This is a genomic window from Amylibacter marinus (assembly GCF_030160015.1).
GTDB classification, from domain to species: domain Bacteria; phylum Pseudomonadota; class Alphaproteobacteria; order Rhodobacterales; family Rhodobacteraceae; genus Amylibacter; species Amylibacter marinus.
On sequence record NZ_BSNN01000002.1, the window covers coordinates 1,143,360 to 1,162,306 of the forward strand.

Consider the following 18,947-nt stretch of genomic DNA (forward strand, 5'->3'; position numbering starts at 1 on the left):
CAAAAAACGACAAGTTTACCGCTTGGCTCTGGCACATCCGCACAATGCGCCCTAACAATGGGGCAACAAACAGGAGATTTCGATGACCACCGCTAATCCATTATTGTCCGATTGGAATACCCCCTTTGAAATGCCCCCCTTTGATCTGATTAAGGATGCGCATTTTGCCCCCGCATTCGAGCAAGCCTTTGCCGAAACCCGTGCACATATTGCCGCAATCGCCCAAAACAGCGATGCCCCGACCTATGAAAATACCATCGACGCGCTAGAAGACCCAAATTCATTAATGGACCGCGTGGCGGGTGTCTTTTCTAATATTTCTGGCGCAGATACCAACCCCACACTCGAAGACCTGCAGCGGGATCTATCGCCCAAATGGGCCGCGTTGAATTCCGAAATTACCATGAACGAGGCCCTCTTTGCCCGCATAGAAACCCTGTATAATGCCCGCGCCACACTGGACCTTAGCGCCGAACAAACCCGCGTGCTGGAATTGTATTACCAAGATTTTGTGCGCGCGGGTGCCAAACTGCGCGGCGCGGATCGTGCACGGCTCAAAGCTATCATGCAACGCCTTGCGGAACTGGGCACCGCCTTTACCCAGAACCTGCTGGCGGACGAGCGGGATTGGTTCATGCAGCTGGCAAAATCCGATCTGGATGGATGCCCAGACTTTCTATGTGATGCCGCTGCCGAGGCCGCAAAAGAGCGCCAAATCGAGGGCTATGTAATCACCCTATCACGCAGTTTGATCGTGCCGTTTTTGCAATTCTCTCCGCGGCGAGATTTACGCCAACGCGCCTTTACCGCATGGGGAATGCGCGGGGAAAACGGCGGCGATACAGATAATCGTGCCCATGTCAGCGAAACATTGGCCCTGCGCCACGAGCGCGCCCAGTTGCTGGGCTTTGAAACTTTCGCAGATTTCAAACTACAGCCAGAAATGGCCGGCACACCTGATCGTGTGCGCGATCTGCTGATGGCCGTTTGGCACCCTGCCAAGGCCGCGGCGGATGCGGATGCGGCGGTGCTGACGGAGATGATGGCGCAGGACGGCATTGAGGGGGATTTAGCCCCGTGGGATTGGCGCTATTATGCCGAGAAACGGCGCAGTGCCGAACATGATCTGGATGAGGCAGAGCTGAAACCCTATTTTCAGCTGGATCAAATGATTGCCGCACAGTTTGATTGCGCAACTCGCCTGTTTGGGCTGGAATTCCGCGAACTTGATATGCCCCTGTACCACAAAGATGCCCGCGCATGGGAGGTCACCCGCAATGGCCGCCACATGGCCGTTTTTATCGGGGATTATTTCGCCCGCGCCTCCAAACGATCCGGCGCATGGTGTTCGCGCTTTCGCGGGCAATCAGCGTTGGGTGGAGAACAGCGCCCCATCACGGTTAATGTTTGTAATTTTGCCAAGGCCCCCTCTGGTCAGCCCAGCCTTTTAACATTTGATGATGCACGGACACTGTTTCATGAGTTTGGGCACGCCCTGCATTCCATGCTGTCGGATGTAACCTATGGCTATATTTCGGGCACCTCTGTGGCGCGCGATTTCGTAGAATTGCCCAGCCAGTTATACGAACACTGGCTGTCTGTTCCCGAGGTTTTAGAGAAATTTGCCCGCCACGCCGAAACAGATCAACCTATCCCCGCTGAATTATTGTCGCGTCTGTTGGCGGCCGAGAATTTCGATCAAGGCTTTGCAACGGTAGAATATTGCGCCAGTGCCTTGGTGGATTTGGCATTTCATACCGAAACACCCCCCGCAGATCCTCTGCAAAAACAGGCCGAGGTTCTGGATCGAATAGGCATGCCAGCTGCCATTACCATGCGTCATGCAACACCACATTTCGCTCATGTATTTTCCGGTGATGGTTACTCATCCGGCTATTACAGCTATATGTGGTCAGAGGTGATGGATGCGGATGCCTTTGCCGCATTTCAAGAAACCGGCGACGCATTTGATCCGGATATGGCGGCATCTCTAGAGCGCAACATCTACAGCGCAGGTGGCTCTCAACCAGCAGATGTTTTGTACAAAAACTTCCGCGGTTCTCTGCCCAAGGTTGACGCGCTGTTGGCGGGGCGCGGGCTGGCTTAGTTGCGCAGCTCGTCCTTGCCCACGCCCCAAATCGCACCCTTGCGTACCCAGCCTTTGGTGCGGCCAATACTCACTTTGCACCATTCCACATCACAGGCGTCCAGCTTGGCGATCACCCCTTGCTCGACCTCGGCCAAAATATCCGCCGCCTCATAAGCGCGGCGGCGCAATTTGGTTTTCTCGGCTTGGAACAACACCATGCGCACCCCAGACAGCAGGCGAAAATGCATCCAGCCACCCTGGCCATCCACATCCTGTACACGGCGCCAGTGCTGATACTCGCCAGTCACCATCAGCGGCGTGTTCTTGTGCTTAAACACCCAATCAATGCGATGGGATTTAGACGGCCCGCGCCGCGCAAACCCCTCCGATGCTTTCATAGAGACGAACCGCGGAATGGCCAGATTGGTCACAGGGCCACGCGCCTGTTTGATCGGCGTTTCTGCAGGTTTATCGGTGGAATTTTCCTGTGCGATTGCAGGGCCGCCCAAACTTAGCGCCCAAATAAAGGTTACGATCGTAAGTGTTTTCAACATGATTTTGCCCTTGGGTTTCTGTGACCCTTTGGGGCAAATTGCCAGAAATGGGGCGATAAATCCAGCCCCAAGAACGCGGTACTAGTTACCCGCACCACATACAGGGCATTCGGGGTTGCGGTGTAGCTTCACTTTGCGTGTTTCTGCGTAAAGCGCATCAAATATCAGCATCTCGCCACGCATCAGTTTCCCCGCACCTGTAATCTGTTTAATCGCCTCGGTGGCCATGATCGATCCAATAATCCCGGGCAAGGCCCCCATAACCCCCGCTTCGGCACAGCTAGGCGCCAAGCCATCTGCGGGGGCTGTGGGAAAAATACATGCATAACAGGGATTATCCCCATCTCCTTCAAACAGGCTGACCTGACCTTCCCATTGCGTAATCGCCCCCGAGATCAGTGGCACGCCTGCGGCCACACATTGGGCATTCACCAAGGCACGCGTTTCAAAATTATCGCACCCATCCAAAACCAGATCGAAATCAGCAATCATTTGCGCGGCGTTCTCGCCAGAGATGCGCCTATTATAAGGCAAGACATCAACAAAGGGATTTAATGCGCTCAGTTTTTTTTGGGCGGCGAAAACCTTGGGCATATTCAGCTGATCCTCATCAAACAGAACTTGGCGCTGTAAGTTTGAATTGCTAACCACATCATCATCAACCACACCAATGGTGCCCACACCCGCCGCGGCCAAATAGGATAGAACAGGGCTGCCCAGCCCACCAGCCCCGATCACCAAAACCCGAGCCCGGCGCAAGCGGGCCTGCCCTTGGCCCCCAATTTCGCGCAATATTATATGGCGCGAATACCGGTCAATTTCCGTGTCCCCCATGTGATCGCTTGGCTCCGTTATCACTTGTTGATTTTCCCGAATGGCACGGGTTTTGCGGCGAATAAAACGCACATAGGCAATGACCAGCAAAAATAGAACCCACAGAACCATCGCCTCGGAGGACACCACCCCCTGCATGTGATCCATAAACCCCTGCATCACTCGCGCCCCGTAGACCCAAATCCACCAGAGCCGCGCGCCGTATCAGAAAGGGTATTTACCTGATTTACGGGCATCTGCGATACGGTGGCAACCACCAGCTGTGCAATGCGATCACCGTGGCCGATGGGAAATGGATCAGCGCCATGATTGATCAACAAAATCCCCAGTGGGCCGCGATAATCACTGTCAATTGTTCCTGGTGCATTCAGGATTGTAACACCATGCTTATAGGCCAATCCAGAGCGTGGTCGTACCTGTATTTCAAAGCCGGTCGGGATTTCCAGTCGTAGACCCGAGGGAATCAACAGTCGTTGACCAACACCTAACACAACACCTTCTGCCCGCTGATCAGGCCCAAAATTGGCCCGCACATCCATGCCCGCTGCGCCCGCGCTTTCGTAGGTAGGCAGAGCAATCGCAGGATCAGCGCCCGCGTCATACATTACATTAATCATTGTGCACGCCTGTTAGGCTCTTGGCAATTTCCCTTGCCAGCCGCTGAGCCACCGCCTGTTTACTGGCGCGCGGCCAATCTGTGACACCCGAAGAGGTGATCAGCGTTACGTCATTTTCGGCGCCACCCATTATGCCTGTTTCGGGGGATACGTCATTGGCAAGAATCCAATCACAGCCCTTGCGGGTGCGCTTTTTTGTGGCATTTGCGATCACATCATTGGTTTCGGCGGCGAACCCAATCACCAAGTCTGGGCGCCCCGTAACCCGCTGTGAAACCTGCGCCAAGATATCGGGGTTTTCCACCAGATCAAAGGTGGGGATATCGCCCTTGGCGGTTTTCTTGATCTTGCTGTTTCCGGCGTTACGCACATGCCAATCAGCCACTGCTGCGGCAAATATTGCTGCATCAACTGGCAGGGTATCCTCCACCGCTTGGCGCATTTCGCGAGCAGTTTCCACGGCGATAACCCTGCATCCCTCTGGCAGGGCCGCGCGGGCGGGGCCGGTCACAAAGGTAACCTGCGCGCCCAGCGCTACCAAGGCATTGGCAATCGCCGTTCCCTGTGATCCGGATGATCTGTTCGCGATATAGCGCACGGGATCAATGGGTTCGTGGGTGGGGCCAGAGGTAATCAAAATATGGCGCCCCGCCAAAGGCCCATTTTGCAAAACATTCGTCGCCGCTTCCACAATGCCCACGGGCTCTGACATGCGCCCAAATCCGAATTCACCACAGGCCATATCGCCCTCTTCTGGGCCACAAATATATACACCGTCTTGGCGCAGAATTTCCAAATTTCGCTGGGTTGCGGGGTGCTCCCACATGCGCACGTTCATCGCTGGTGCAATCAACACCGGCGTATCAGTGGCCAAGAGCAATGTGGTGGCCAAATCCCCCGCAATGCCCTGTGCCATCTTTGCCATCAAATCGCCCGTCGCCGGCGCCACTACCACCAAATCCGCCGATCGGGATAATTCGATATGCCCCATCTCGGCCTCGTCCGTCAGATTAAACAGATCGGTATAAACCTTGTTGCCCGCCAGCGCAGATGCGGACAGCGGCGTTACAAACTCCTGCGCAGATTTGGTAAGCACGGGCGTTACAGATGCGCCTGCACGCTGGAAATCGCGGATCAGTTCCAGTGATTTATAGGCGGCAATCCCCCCGCCAATGATCAATAAAATACGCCGGCCCGCCAGTTTCATCACAAATCCCTCGTTTAGAATATATCTAAACCCCAGCTGGCAACTGTGCAAGCAGACAAAAGGCTTCGCATCACGCCAGAACAGCGCTAAGAATAGCCCAAACCAAAGGATGCCCCATGTCATCAGACTTTCCAAAACTTACGCTGGTGCTTGGCGGTGCCAATTCAGGCAAATCAGCCTATGCCGAGGCCCTGTGCATTGCGGCAGGTTTGCAAAAAACCTATATAGCGACGGCGCAATCCTTTGATGATGAAATGGCCGCTAAAATCAAACACCACCAAATCACACGCGGCGATGGATGGCACACACGGGAATGCCCGCTGGATTTCGCCACCCAGCTAGGCGCAGGCATTACTTTGGTAGATTGCCTGACCATGTGGATCAGCAATCACCTAATGGCGCAGACCACGCCAGATGCTGATGCGGCCATCGCATCCCTTGATGCCCATCACGCCCCCGTAGTCTGTGTCTCTAACGAAACGGGCCTTGGGGTGGTGCCCGATAATGCACTGGCGCGGCGGTTTCGCACCCTGCAGGGGCGCATAAACCAACAGATGGCCGCGCGCGCAGATTTGGTGATCTTTGTAGCCGCTGGCCTGCCAATGGTTCTAAAGGGCACGTTGCCTAAGGGTATGCCATGACCAATTGGTGGTGGGTACGCCATGGGCCAACGCATCACGCGGGCCTTGTGGGATGGTCTGATATTGCGGCCGATCTATCGGATAGCGATGCGATTGCGCGTCTTGATGCGCATCTGCCTGATGATGCGCTTGTGGTGTCGTCGGATTTGATCCGCTGTGTCGCCACCGCGGACCGCCTATCTGGAACGCGTGAACGTCTGCCCCATACATCTGATCTGCGCGAATTACACTTTGGAGATTGGGAATTGAAAGGCTTTGGCGAGGTGGCGGCCCAAGACCCCGAAATCTCGCGCGCTTATTGGGAAGATCCCGGCGATATCGCCCCCCCCAATGGTGAGAGCTGGAATGAAGCGGCGGCGCGTATTGCCCGCGCGGTGGCCCGTATTACCGCCGCACATCAGGGACGCAATATCGTGGCCGTAGCCCATTTCGGGGCGATCCTGACCCAGATACAGCGCGCCACCAACATCCCGGCTAAATCAGCGCTGGGATTCAAAATCGACAACCTGTCCGTGACACGGCTAGAACATCTGGGCCAAGACGATTGGCGTGTTCATGGGGTAAATCACGTTTTGTGATGGGCATCCGCACAAGTTGCTGATTGCGAAAAATTCCGTTTTCGCGCAAATCTACGCTCATGACTTATGAACTTGCTATTGGCGACAGAACCTATTCCAGTTGGTCCCTTCGGGGCTGGTTACTGTTTGCCGCATTCGATCTGCCCGTGAATGTCCGGGCGGCGCGTATGTATTCCGATGAATTCAAAACTCTGCTGATGGATTTTCAGCCCTCTCGTCTGGTTCCCGCCGCGCGCCTTGATGGCACGGTGGTCTGGGATACGCTGGCCATTGCCGAAGAATTGGCGCAGCGCCACCCAGATGCTGGTCTGTGGCCCAGCAATCCACGCGCACGAGCAATGGCACGCGCCATGTCTGCAGAGATGCACTCAGGCTTCGCCGACTTGCGCACAGATTGCACCATGAACCTGCGCCGTCACTATCCGAGCTTTGCCCCCAGTGACGCGGTGCTGGCCAATTGCGCCCGCATCACCGATCTATGGGCCAGCGCGCGCTCCGAATTTGGGGCTGACGGTCCATGGTTGTTTGGAAAATACTCGATTGCCGATGTGTTCTATGCCCCCGCCGCCACCCGCTTTGCCACCTATGATTTGCCAACAGATGAGATCGGCTCAGCCTATATCGATGCACATCTAAACGAGCCAAATTTCCGCCGCTGGCGCGCAATGGGGCTGGCGGAAAACTATGTCCAACCCGGCTATGACATTGACCTGCCCGAAGGCGAGTGGACAGGCCCAGCGCCCCTAAGCGCGCAGGCAGTTGACGACGGTTCAGATGTCGAAAACACCCACTGCCCCTATTCCGGCGATCCGGTCACACATTTCTTCAAGATCGAGGGCCGCGTTTTTGGCACATGCAATGCGTTTTGCCGCGATAAGACAGTAGCGGATCCCGCGGCTTGGGATCAATTCATGGCAATATATAAAGGCTAGTGATAGATGTCGCGGGGTAACCCGCGGCATTTTCAGCGTCCGAGAAGAGATGTGCGGAGCCAAGTAATTTAGTTTTTCTGAATTCCTGCGCAAACTTAACCAAAAATAAACCATACTGCTCCTAGCTGTTAACCAAAGTTAACGCGAGGGAATATAATCACACGGGCCTACACAGTTGCCTTTCAGGGGTTAGAGGGCCGCCTAATCGAGGTGCAATGCGCCCTGTCCCCCGGCATGCCCGGCTTTCAAATCGTTGGCCTACCAGATAAGGCCGTTTCAGAGGCCCGCGAGAGGGTTCGATCCGCAATTTGCGCCATGGGTCTGGCCATGCCCAGCAAGAAAATCACCGTTAATTTGTCTCCTGCGGATCTGCCTAAGATCGGTTCGCACTTTGATCTGCCCATTGCACTGGCGCTGTTGGCCGCTATGGAGGTTGTCCCCGCAGAGGCAATTGCCCGCCAGATTGCCTTGGGAGAGCTGTCGTTAGATGGTAGATTATCCCCGATTGTTGGCGCACTACCTGCGGCCATGGCCGCCGCCGAGGCGGATTTTGACCTGATTTGCCCCTTTGCCTGTGGCCCCGAGGCCGCATGGGTTGGTGCCGTACAGGTGACCGCCCCCAGAACCCTGCTGGAGGTAATGAATCATTTCAACGGTCGCGCGCCCCTACCCGCCGCACAACCCGGCGAAGTATCCGCCCCGCCCGAACATCGAAACCTTCAAGACGTAAAGGGCCAAGAGCGCGCCAAACGCGCAATGGAAATCGCCGCCGCTGGGCGCCATCACCTATTTATGGTCGGTGCACCAGGATCGGGGAAATCCATGATGGCCGCCCGCATGCCCAGCCTGATGCCCGACTTAGACCCAAGTGAGGCCTTAGAAACATCGATGATCCATTCCTTGGCGGGCATGCTATCCGAGGGCGGCATTTCCAAAACACGCCCCTACCGCGCGCCCCATCACACGGCCTCGATGGCGGCAATTGTTGGGGGCGGGCGCGGCGCTAAGCCGGGGGAAATTTCGTTGGCTCACAATGGCGTTTTGTTTATGGACGAGTTCCCCGAATATGCGCGCAGCGTCCTTGAAACCCTACGCCAACCTATCGAAACCCGACAGGTCAATGTATCGCGGGCTAATGCGCATGTCTCTTATCCCTGTGCCTTTATGCTGATTGCGGCGGCCAATCCGTGCAAATGCGGCCACCTGACGGATGCGGGGCGTGCCTGCTCGCGCGCACCAATTTGCGGCGAGGATTATTTGGGGCGTATATCCGGCCCGATGATTGATCGGTTTGATTTACGCGTTGATGTGCCGCCGGTATTTTTATCTGACCTGATAGATGCGCCCGCCGGTGAAACCAGCACGGCAATCGCCGCGCGCGTGAAATCCGCATGGGCACACCAAGCCGCGCGATTCACTGCCGTACCAAATGTCCGTCTGAATTCCGAGGCCGAGGGCAAATTGTTGGATGAAATTGCCACACCAGATCGCGAGGGCATGGCGCTGTTAAGCGCGGCGGCGGATCGCTTTGGGCTTAGTGCGCGGGGCTATCACCGCGTTCTGCGAGTGGCACGAACAATTGCGGATCTAGAGGGTGCATGCGATGTTGGCCAGCCGCATGTGGCAGAGGCGCTAAGCTATCGCCTAGCCTCCTAGGTGTTTGCAGCAAAAACTGGCCACATCTGCCACGGCCTGATCTGCCTCGGGGACTATGCCGCGCAGAATTTGAAACACATGGAAGTTGTTCTCAAAAATCTGCAACTCAACATCGCACCCTTGCGCGCGTAGCGCATCAGACATCAACTGGCTGTCCCCAAGCAGAATTTCGCCGCGCGAGGCCTGCATTAAAATTGGTGGTGCACCAGCAAAATCCGCAAACAGAGGCGAAATTTTCGCCGAATCCGCCGCAACATCCGGCGCATACATCGCCTTCATATCGTCAAATCGGGATAGCGCCAGAACGCAATCGGATTTCTGATTTTCCATCATCGTTCTAGATGATTTTGATAGATCAGTCACCGCGCCAAAGGTGAATGCACAAGCTGGCATCTGTGTGCCGATTTCCGCTAGGCGCGACAGCAACAAAAGAGCTAAATTCCCGCCAGCGCTATCACCACCAAGCACAATATCATTGGGTGACACCCCTTGATTTAGCAGGGCCAGATAACAGGTCGTGACATCCTCGATCGCGGTGGGAAATGGATTCTCTGGAGCCAATCCATAATTGGGTAAAACCGCCTGTGCACCGATTTTTTGCGCTATATCTGCGGCCAGATGGCGATGGGTGCGCGCACTGCCAAAGATGAACCCACCGCCGTGAATATAGAGCAAGACACGCGTCGTATCATTGGCCGGCTTAGCCCATTCCACGTGCACTGTACGGCCCATATGCGTAAGCCTGTCTGCATGATACTGCACGCCCTTGGGATTGCGCGCATTGCACTTGGTCACCAGATCAAGATAGCGGCGCAAAACCGTCTCATTGCGGATATGCTTCAGAGCGGCCTTGAAAAACACCCGCGAAACACCAGAAAATAGCGCCAAGCGAATTGACATCAAGGGCGCTTGGCCTCGATGGCCTGCCAAATCATTTCCGTCACATTGATATTGTCAAAGCGTTCCAGTTCTTGAATGCCGGTGGGCGAGGTCAGGTTGATTTCCGTCAGGTTGCCACCGATCACATCAATCCCAACAAACACCTGCCCCTTCTCGCGCAACAGTGGCCCAATGGCTGCACAAATCTCTAGGTCACGGGCAGTCAGCTCTACAGGCTCTGGGCGCCCCCCAACATGCATGTTAGAGCGGGTTTCGCCTTTGGCGGGTACACGATTAATTGCCCCAACAGGCTTCCCATCCACCAAAATCACCCGTTTATCACCATTGGATACATCAGGGAGAAACTTTTGCGCAATAAGTGGCTCGTTGTTAATCCCTACAAACAACTCGTGCAACGAATTCAAATTGCGATCATCTGGCCCAAGGCGGAACACACCCGCCCCACCGTTGCCATAAAGGGGCTTAAGAATGATATCCCCGTGCTCTTCCTTGAAGGCCTTTAGAACATCTAAATCCCGAGCAATTGTCGTGGGCGGTGTTAAATCCGGGAATTGCAAAACCAACAGCTTCTCAGGATAATTTCTGACCCAGCGCGGATCATTTACCACCAGTGTGTCCGGATGTACCATATCCAAGATATGCGTTGTAGTAATGTAGCCCATGTCAAATGGCGGATCTTGGCGTAACCACACGACATCAAAATCAGACAAGTTTACCTTGGTCAACGCGCCCTTGGTAAAATGATTACCCCGTTCACGGCGTACCTCAATCGGCCATCCGGTTGCACTCACAATACCATTCTCAAATGCAATTTTATCTGGGGTATAGTAAAACAGGCTGTGCCCACGGGCTTGGGCTTCCTCCATAATGCGAAATGTGCTGTCAGCGGCAATATCGATTGGCTCAATAGGATCCATCTGGATCGCAACAGAAAGGTTCATTTGGGGTCACTCCATCAGATTGTTCCCTGATACATGACCCATGCCCAAAGGCGATGCAAGGGCTGGGCCTAAAATGCGTTTGGGATAACCTTAATGTGACCAAGGCCATCAACCAGCGCGGCATCAAAGCGCATGTTGGTCTCAAGAGGGCGCTTGATCGATACCAAAAACTCCAAGGCAGCGGCGCGGATCCGTGCGATCTGGCGCGGCGTTATCCGTTCCACCGCGCGCTCAAAGGTCTTACTGCTTTTAACCTCGACAAAATAATAGTGATCGTTGTGCTCTGCGATTAAATCGATCTCGCCGCATCTGGTTTTAAACCGCTCGGATACCACCGAGAAACCAGAGGCGCGGTATTTTTGTGCAACGGATTGCTCCGCGGCCAAACCTGTATAATACCCAGTGGCACCTGTCATTTCTGATCCTTTATCAGCAGCGCTATTTCATAGGCTTGTTTGCGCGGAATATTAAAATGCGTACTGGCCGCAGCCGCCGCATCCTTTACGCGAGATGTTTGCAGCAGCTCAATTAAGAATTCATGAATATCTTCTTCCTTCACCACCTTTTCCAGAGGTGGTCCAAGCACCAAGACCACCTCACCTTTGATACTCTCTCGGCCTGCGACAATCTCTTCAACCTCTACCAGAGATCCCCTTATCACTTCCTCGAATTTTTTCGTAAGTTCGCGACAAAGAGAAACAGAACGCTCAGCCCCGAATACCGTGATCATGTCAGACAGGCACGCACGCACGCGTTTTGGAGATTCGTAGTAAACCAATGTAGAATCTAACGGCGCGATTTTTTCCAGCATCGCCTTTCTGTGGCCAGTTTTATTTGGCAAAAACCCCCCAAAGAAGAACCGATCCGTCGGTTGCCCCGCCATACACAGGGCGGTTAGCACAGCGCTGGCCCCTGGCGCCGCTTGGATTTTATACCCCGCTTCGCGCGCGCCAAGCGCTAAACCAAATCCGGGATCTGCAATCAAAGGCGTACCCGCATCCGATGCATAGGCTACGGTTTTTCCCTGCTCTAGGGCCGCCAGTAGCTTGGGTCGCTGAGCATCCCCATTGTGATCGTGATAAGGCACAATACGCCGCCCCTGCAGCGCAATTCCATGGATATCCATCAATCGGCGCAGGTTGCGGGTATCCTCCGCCGCCAACACATCCGCCTGTGCCAAAATGTGAAGCGCACGTAGCGTAATATCATCCGCCGTCCCAATTGGGGTCGCCACAATATACAATCCTGCTGGTAGTTTTTTATCACCCATAAGAAGAATTCTGCCTTATTCTCACAGACCCGTTGAATTACGGGTCTGTGTACCTTAACTTTTGGCACAGGTATTGTTCAATACGCATTCTTTGGGAGAGATTTAAATGTTTGGGAAAAAACCACTAGATTTTGCGCGCCGCAGCACAGTCGCGCTTCTGTTCGCCGGCGGGTTATCCGCATGTGTACCAAGCACGGGCACCACCACCTCTTCGAACGGTGACGGCCCAAGGGTTAACCCCAAAGCCACCGTAAAGGTCGCCCTGTTAGTTCCAAGCGGGTCAGGCAATGCCAACCACGATTCATTGGCCGACAATCTAACCAAAGCGGCGGAAATGGCGCTAAAGGACCACCCAGAAGCCAAAATCCGCCTAAAGGTTTATAGCACAGGCGGTAATGCCCAACAGGCCGCATCGGCCGCTCGCGCCGCACTAAGTGATGGATCCAAGGTGATCATCGGTCCATTGTTTGCCGAGGCAGCAAACGCCGTTGGCCAAGTTGCCGCCACCAAGGGCATCAACGTTCTCAGCTTTTCCAACAACACAGACGTGGCCGGCGGCAATGTTTTCGTGATGGGCAACACATTCCAAAACACCGCCAATCGCATTGTCAGCCATGCCTCGGCACAGGGCTTTAAATCCATTGCCGTCATTGCCCCCCAAAATGCCGCGGGGCAACTGGCCAGCTCTGCGGTGCGCTCTGCGGTGTCCCGTTCTGGTGCGCGCTTTGCAGGTGCCCACAGCTATCCATTTTCTCCGGAGGGTATTTCCAGCTCGATGCCCGGCATTATGTCTAAAATTTCGGGTTCTGGCGCTACTGCGGTTGTCCTAACCGCCGATAGTGCCTCTGGGTTACCAATTATCAGTTCGATGATGCCCACAAGCACTGATGATCTGGAACAATCTGTCAAGGTTCTGGGGCTAGCACGCTGGGATATTCCCTCGACCACCCTATCTGCGCCAGGGTTGCGCGGCGGCTGGTTCACCATACCAGATCGCGCGGCCATCACTGCCTTTAACAGCCGCTTTAGCCAAACATATGGCACCACCGCCCATCCGCTGGCAGGGATTGCATATGATGGTGTTTCGGCAGTAGCAGAACTATTGACCGAGAAAAACCCAGGCGCTGTACAGCGTAGCCAGCTGACCCGCACCAAAGGGTTCTTTGGCGCGTCAGGGGCCTTTCGCTTGATCAAAGATGGCTCTACACAACGTGCCCTTTCTGTGGCAGAAGCAGGAATAGGCTCATTCAAGGTTATCTCGAATGCGCCAACTTCTTTTGGCGGTTCAGGGTTATGATTTAATGGATCAATCACAGGTTTTGTTTGAAACGGGCGCGCTCATTGGTGCGCCCGAATTGCTTTTCGATGCACAGGAGTTTTATGCCAATGTGCGATCTGTGTTCGACCAAGAAGGTAAATCCGCCGTCAAAGCGCAGGTGGCAAAAATTCTAAGCCAAGCCAATACCAATGGGCGCGCGTTTATTGAACAAAAACTTACAGAAGATCCCTATGATGCACGCCGCGCCATCCATTCCTATTCCTATCTGACCGATTGTCTGGTCGCCGCTGCCTATGATGTGGTGGCAACCTATCTGCACCCCAACCCAACGCCCACCAAAAATGAAACCCTTAGCATCGTCTGTGTCGGCGGGTATGGGCGCGGGGAAATGGCGCCTTTCTCGGATGTAGATCTGCTGTTCCTAACCCCCAACAAGATAAGCCCATGGGCCGAGAGCACGATCGAAAGCATGCTATATATCCTGTGGGATATGAAGTTAAAGATCGGCCATTCCACCCGATCCGAGATTGACTGCGTGCGCTTAGGCAAGGCCGATCAAACGATCAAAACCGCCCTAATGGAATGTCGCTATCTGTGCGGGAACGAGCCCCTGTACGATAGCCTGCAAAAACGCATGTGGCATGATCTGTTCAAGGCCAAAGCCAGCGACTATGTGGACGAAAAACTAGAAGAGCGCGCCGCGCGCCATGCCCGACAAGGCGGCCAACGCTATGTGGTGGAACCCAATGTCAAAGAAGGCAAAGGCGGGTTGCGCGATTTGCAATCTCTGTTCTGGATCACCAAATACGTGGCCGGCGCTAAGACGCACTCTGAAATGATCGCACAGGGCTATTTCACACAGGATGAATATGATGCCTTTGAGCAGGCCCATGAATTCCTATGGACGACACGTTGCCACCTGCATCTGGCTGCCGGGCGCGCCACAGAACAGCTGACATTTGACCAACAGGTGGATGTGGCCCAACGTCTGGGGTATAAATCAGACGAAGGCATGCGCGCAGTCGAGCATTTCATGCAAGATTATTTTCGCCACGCCACCCATGTGGGCGAGTTGACCCGCGTCTTTATAACCGCCCTAGAGGCACAACACCTAAAAGAAACACCATCGCTGGGTAACCGGCTGCGCAACATGGTTTGGCGCCGCAATGCAGGCAACGATGGCCTGTCTGCGGACTACGCGCTGGAACAAGGCCGAATTAATCTGGCTAACCCAGACACCTACCTAGACGATCCTGTGAATATCTTGCGCCTATTCGAGGCCGGTCTGCGCACAGGCTATTTGATCCACCAAGACGCCATGCGCGTGATCACCGCGAATTTGGATTTGATCGATGATACCGTACGTGCCAGCCCAGAGGCGCGGCGTATTTTCATGTCCTTGATGCTGGATTATGGCAACCCGGAACGCGCGCTGCGCCGAATGAACGAGTTGGGCGTATTGGGTGCCTTTATCCCTGAATTCAAGCGTATCATCGCGCTGATGCAGTTCAATATCTACCATCATTACACGGTGGACGAACACACAATTCAGTGCATTTCAGTACTCGCACGTATCGAAGAAGGCGAGCTGGAAGAAGAGCTACCGATTGTATCGAAAATACTAGACCAAGGCGTGAATCGCCGCGTGCTCTATGTGGCCTTGCTGTTGCATGATATCGGCAAAGGGCTGCCTGAGGATCATTCGATTGCTGGCGCGCGGCTGGCGGGCGAGATCTGCCCCGCATTGGGCATGAATGAGGCAGAAACCGAAATCGTGGTCTGGCTGGTGGAAAGCCATCTGATCATGTCAGATTTCGCCCAAAAACGAGACCTGTCCGACCCGCGCACCGTATCCAATTTCGCCGCCGTTGTGAAATCAACCTCACGGCTGAAATTGCTAACCGTGCTGACCGCCTGTGATATCATGGGGGTTGGGCCGGGCACATTGAACAATTGGCGCGCCCAGCTGATCCGCGAGCTGTATCTGGCAACACGCGATATCATCAAGGGCGGCCTAGATACCCAAGGTAAGCATAACCCAGTGCATGATGCCCATAAGGCATTGGCGACGGCGCTGCCCGATTGGGACAAGGGCGCGATCGACACCGAATTGGCCCGTCACTATGATCATTATTGGCAAGGGCTGGACACCACTGCCCATGTGGGATTTGCGGAAATGTTGCGCGAAAATACCAACAACCGCTTGATCACCAAATTTGAGCAAGACCCCGATCGCGATGCCACCCGCGCCATGTTCGCCATGCAAGATCACCCCGGGATCGTTTCGCGTATTGCAGGTGCACTCGCACTCGCCAATGCCAATGTTGTGGATGCACGCAGCTATACCTCGTCTGATGGGTTTGCCACGTTGCTGTTTTGGATCCAAGACGACAAAGGGCACCAATTTTCGACCCAAAAATTCAAACGCTTGCGAGAAACCATCGAAAAGATCCTGCATGGTGATGTAATCGCCAGCACCCTCTTAAAGGACCGCAACAAGCTGAAAAAGCGCGAGCGCGATTTTCAGGTTCCTACCGAGATTGTATTCGATAATCAGGGGTCCGAATATTACACTATTATCGAGGTCGACACCCGTGACCGCCCCAGTCTGCTATACGATCTGACACGCACACTCACAGATTCCAACATCCAAATCGATAGCGCGGTAATTGCCACATATGGGGTACAGGCAGTGGATGTTTTCTATGTCAAAGATATCGTTGGGCTAAAAATTCACTCGCGAGACAAGCAAAAGAAAATTGCCAAGCGATTGGAAGATGCCATTCAGCGCGGCGCGAAGGCGGCGATGGCATGAAACGCGGCATAAATCTGATCGGCGCATTTGTTACGGTGGGCGGCTGGACATTGCTCAGCCGCGTTGTGGGATTGGTGCGCGATTTGATGTTGGCGGCCTATCTGGGCACCGGTGTTGTGGCCGAGGCCTTTCAGGCGGCATTTGCCCTACCAAATCTATTTCGCCGTTTTTTTGCCGAGGGGGCCTTTAACCTAGCCTTTGTACCGCTCTATGCGAAAAAACTAGAAAATGCTGATGATCCGGATCGCTTTGCCTCTGATGCTCTGTCCGTGCTGGCAGGTATGTTGATCATGCTGACACTGGTCGCACAGCTGTTCATGCCTTATTTGGTATACGCACAAGCCAGCGGATTTGCGGGCACTGCGCGGTTTGATCTGGCGGTTGCGCTGTCTCGGATCATCTTTCCGTATGTTCTGTTTATCTCGCTGGCGGCTGTGTTCAGCGGGATGTTGAATGCCCATGGTCGCTTTGCCGCCGCCGCCGCCGCGCCGGTGTTGCTGAACGTGATTTTGATCGGCGCGATGATTTTGGCCAGTTACGCGGGCTGGGATATGGGCAAAACACTGGCGATTGCGGTGGCCATTGCGGGGATTGCTCAGATGGGGCTTGTCTGGGGGGCCATTCGAAAATTGGGCATTCGCATCAAATTCCACCTGCCCAAACTCACGCCTGATTTGAAACGCCTGTTTGTGATTGCTGTGCCTACCCTGCTGACAGGGGGGGTTATACAGATAAACCTGTTGGTGGGGCGGAATGTCGCCAGCCATTCCGAAGGCGCCTTTGCTTGGCTATATTATGCGGATCGGTTGTATCAGTTGCCCCTAGGGGTTGTGGGCATTGCCATTGGCATTGTGCTGTTACCCGAACTGGCGCGCAAACTGGCCGCCAAGGATTCTGTTGCAGGACAAGCGGCGTTTAACCGCGCCCTAGAGTTCTCCTGTATGCTGACTCTGCCTGCGGCCGTAGCATTGGCGCTGGTGCCAATTCCCTTGATCTCGGTTTTGTTTGAACGGGGCGCATTCGATGCCGCCGATTCGCGTGCCACTGCAGCGGCTCTGTCGATTTATGCGTTGGGCTTGCCTGCATTTGTGATACAAAAGGTGCTACAGCCCCTGTATTTCGCGCGCGAAGACACCCGCACCCCGTTTCGCTATGCCTTGGTAGCCATGGTCGTGAATTTCGTGCTGGCGGTGGGCTTGTCGCTCTATTGGGGTTATTTGGCCGCGGCCATCGGTACCACGCTCTCGGCATGGGTGATGTTGGTGTTATTATGGCGCGGCACGCGCCGGATGGGGCTGGCTGGCGCCCTTGATGCGCGCATTCGTGCGCGCCTGCCTAGAATTCTGATCTCTAGCATTGCAATGGGCGGCGTTATTTTCGCAGTACAATATTTGCTGTGGGATGCGCTGAATGCGGATGGTATCCGTTATATCGCATTGTTAGGGCTGATTTGTGCAGGTGCTGTTAGCTATGGCGCGGTATTGCTGTTATCCGGTGGCATTCAAAAATCAGACCTGCGCGGATTTATCCGCCGATCCTAGGCGTGCTGGGCACCCGTGGTGATCCAATGCCAGCTAGAGGCGCACATCTCGTCTAGGCCCATTTCCGCCTCAAATCCCAACAACGCTGCGGCGCGGGTGATATCGGCACGCATCTCGGCAATATCACCTGCACGCCGCGGGGCTATCTCATAGGGCAAATCCCAGCCACAGGCTCGCCCATAGGCGGCCAGAACCTCGCGGACAGAATAGCCCCGCCCTGTTCCCAAATTCACCGTGTGCCCGCGCCCAGTGTGCAACAGGCTGTTCAGAGACAAAACATGGCCTCGCGCCAGATCATCCACATGGATGTAGTCGCGAATGCCCGTGCCATCAGGGGTGTCGTAGTCATCGCCAAACACCTGTAGGTGCGGTAGCTCACGGCTGGCGACCTTGGCGATATACGGCATCAGGTTATTGGGAATATCATTGGGATCTTCGCCAATAATCCCCGAGGCATGGGCCCCTACAGGATTAAAGTAGCGTAAAATACCCGCACAGAATTTGGCATTAACGGATGAGATTTGATTTAGTATCTGCTCACCTGTCAATTTGGTATGAGCATAAGGGTTAGAAAAGCTGGTGGGTGCATCTTCTTGGAACGGCAAATCGGCCCCTCCGCCATAGACCGTGGCCGAGGATGAAAACACAATCGTCCCCACATCATTAGCCTGCATCGCAGATAAAACATTGCTTAGCCCCGTTACATTCACGTCGAAATACCGCAGCGGCTGCGACACGGATTCCCCCACGGCTTTTAGCCCAGCAAAATGTACCACTGCGTCGAATTTTTCTGCATGGAACAGCGCCTCTAGGCCCGCGCGATCCAAAATATCCAATTTGCGAAAATCTGTTGGGCGATTGGTGATCTGTGCCAAACGGCCGGCGACAGAGGCCTTGGCATTGGACAGGTTATCAATCACCACCACATCATAGCCCGCCCGAACCAAAGCCACATAGGTGTGTGACCCGATGTATCCCAATCCACCCGTCAACAATATCCGACCCGTCATGCAGCTCTCCTTCAGCCAAATATGCGCCAATTATAACGCCCGTCAGTTCTTTGTTGGGTTTAACTGGATTCTCTAAATTTAAA

Annotated in this window: 17 protein-coding genes; 8 read left to right on the forward strand and 9 right to left on the reverse strand. The window is 54.5% G+C overall.

Features of this window, described 5'->3' with window-relative positions:
* Nucleotides 1-82 precede the first annotated feature (82 nt).
* Complete coding sequence (locus tag QQL62_RS06455; protein ID WP_284377078.1) at nucleotides 83-2,107, forward strand: M3 family metallopeptidase; 2,025 nt, start codon at nucleotides 83-85, stop codon at nucleotides 2,105-2,107.
* Here the strand turns inward: QQL62_RS06455 and QQL62_RS06460 are convergent.
* The 4 genes from QQL62_RS06460 to coaBC form a co-directional block, all read right to left on the reverse strand.
* Nucleotides 2,104-2,643: an SH3 domain-containing protein gene (locus tag QQL62_RS06460; RefSeq protein ID WP_284377079.1), complete on the reverse strand. Its 540-nt coding sequence runs from the start codon at nucleotides 2,641-2,643 to the stop codon at nucleotides 2,104-2,106. The genes QQL62_RS06455 and QQL62_RS06460 overlap by 4 nt on opposite strands.
* 81 nt (nucleotides 2,644-2,724) lie before the next feature.
* Entirely contained in the window at nucleotides 2,725-3,636 is a 912-nt protein-coding gene (locus QQL62_RS06465) for a HesA/MoeB/ThiF family protein (protein ID WP_284377080.1), read from the reverse strand.
* Complete coding sequence (gene dut, locus QQL62_RS06470; protein ID WP_284377081.1) at nucleotides 3,636-4,094, reverse strand: dUTP diphosphatase; 459 nt, start codon at nucleotides 4,092-4,094, stop codon at nucleotides 3,636-3,638. Before dut ends, QQL62_RS06465 begins: the two co-directional genes overlap by 1 nt.
* Nucleotides 4,087-5,301, reverse strand: a complete 1,215-nt coding sequence (coaBC, locus tag QQL62_RS06475; RefSeq protein ID WP_284377201.1) for a bifunctional phosphopantothenoylcysteine decarboxylase/phosphopantothenate--cysteine ligase CoaBC — start codon at nucleotides 5,299-5,301, stop codon at nucleotides 4,087-4,089. Before coaBC ends, dut begins: the two co-directional genes overlap by 8 nt.
* Before the next feature lie 116 nt (nucleotides 5,302-5,417).
* Between coaBC and cobU the strand changes: the two genes are divergently transcribed.
* From cobU to QQL62_RS06495, 4 genes are all read left to right on the forward strand, one after another.
* On the forward strand, nucleotides 5,418-5,942 hold the full coding sequence (gene cobU, locus QQL62_RS06480; RefSeq protein ID WP_284377082.1) for a bifunctional adenosylcobinamide kinase/adenosylcobinamide-phosphate guanylyltransferase: 525 nt from the start codon (nucleotides 5,418-5,420) through the stop codon (nucleotides 5,940-5,942).
* Nucleotides 5,939-6,520 carry a histidine phosphatase family protein gene (locus tag QQL62_RS06485; RefSeq protein WP_284377083.1) on the forward strand — a complete coding sequence of 194 codons (582 nt, stop codon included), beginning with the start codon at nucleotides 5,939-5,941 and terminating at the stop codon, nucleotides 6,518-6,520. Before cobU ends, QQL62_RS06485 begins: the two co-directional genes overlap by 4 nt.
* Before the next feature lie 59 nt (nucleotides 6,521-6,579).
* Complete coding sequence (locus tag QQL62_RS06490; RefSeq protein WP_284377084.1) at nucleotides 6,580-7,452, forward strand: glutathione S-transferase; 873 nt, start codon at nucleotides 6,580-6,582, stop codon at nucleotides 7,450-7,452.
* A 153-nt stretch (nucleotides 7,453-7,605) separates the two neighbouring features.
* A complete protein-coding gene (locus QQL62_RS06495) occupies nucleotides 7,606-9,108 on the forward strand; it encodes a YifB family Mg chelatase-like AAA ATPase (RefSeq protein ID WP_284377202.1) in 1,503 nt (500 codons plus the stop codon).
* Here QQL62_RS06495 and QQL62_RS06500 read toward each other — a convergent pair.
* The 4 genes from QQL62_RS06500 to rsmI form a co-directional block, all read right to left on the reverse strand.
* On the reverse strand, nucleotides 9,097-10,008 hold the full coding sequence (locus QQL62_RS06500) for an alpha/beta hydrolase (RefSeq protein ID WP_284377085.1): 912 nt from the start codon (nucleotides 10,006-10,008) through the stop codon (nucleotides 9,097-9,099). The genes QQL62_RS06495 and QQL62_RS06500 overlap by 12 nt on opposite strands.
* The gene (gshB, locus tag QQL62_RS06505) at nucleotides 10,008-10,949 is read right to left on the reverse strand and encodes a glutathione synthase (RefSeq protein ID WP_284377086.1); all 942 of its coding nucleotides are present in this window, start codon (nucleotides 10,947-10,949) and stop codon (nucleotides 10,008-10,010) included. Before gshB ends, QQL62_RS06500 begins: the two co-directional genes overlap by 1 nt.
* 68 nt (nucleotides 10,950-11,017) lie before the next feature.
* Nucleotides 11,018-11,365 (reverse strand): YraN family protein, encoded by a 348-nt coding sequence (locus tag QQL62_RS06510; protein WP_284377087.1) that lies wholly within the window; start codon nucleotides 11,363-11,365, stop codon nucleotides 11,018-11,020.
* The gene (gene rsmI, locus QQL62_RS06515; protein WP_284377088.1) at nucleotides 11,362-12,219 is read right to left on the reverse strand and encodes a 16S rRNA (cytidine(1402)-2'-O)-methyltransferase; all 858 of its coding nucleotides are present in this window, start codon (nucleotides 12,217-12,219) and stop codon (nucleotides 11,362-11,364) included. Before rsmI ends, QQL62_RS06510 begins: the two co-directional genes overlap by 4 nt.
* 106 nt (nucleotides 12,220-12,325) lie before the next feature.
* On the opposite strand from rsmI, the gene QQL62_RS06520 reads away from it, so the two are divergent.
* The 3 genes from QQL62_RS06520 to murJ are packed head-to-tail and all read left to right on the forward strand — an operon-like array spanning nucleotide 12,326 to nucleotide 17,854.
* Nucleotides 12,326-13,516, forward strand: a complete 1,191-nt coding sequence (locus tag QQL62_RS06520; RefSeq protein ID WP_284377089.1) for a penicillin-binding protein activator — start codon at nucleotides 12,326-12,328, stop codon at nucleotides 13,514-13,516.
* Nucleotides 13,482-16,313 (forward strand): [protein-PII] uridylyltransferase, encoded by a 2,832-nt coding sequence (locus QQL62_RS06525; RefSeq protein WP_284377090.1) that lies wholly within the window; start codon nucleotides 13,482-13,484, stop codon nucleotides 16,311-16,313. The genes QQL62_RS06520 and QQL62_RS06525 overlap by 35 nt, the downstream gene beginning before the upstream one ends.
* Nucleotides 16,310-17,854: a murein biosynthesis integral membrane protein MurJ gene (gene murJ / locus QQL62_RS06530; protein ID WP_284377091.1), complete on the forward strand. Its 1,545-nt coding sequence runs from the start codon at nucleotides 16,310-16,312 to the stop codon at nucleotides 17,852-17,854. Before QQL62_RS06525 ends, murJ begins: the two co-directional genes overlap by 4 nt.
* On the opposite strand, the gene galE is transcribed toward murJ, so the two are convergent.
* A complete protein-coding gene (galE, locus tag QQL62_RS06535) occupies nucleotides 17,851-18,864 on the reverse strand; it encodes a UDP-glucose 4-epimerase GalE (protein ID WP_284377092.1) in 1,014 nt (337 codons plus the stop codon). The genes murJ and galE overlap by 4 nt on opposite strands.
* Between the last annotated feature and the right edge of the window lie 83 nt (nucleotides 18,865-18,947).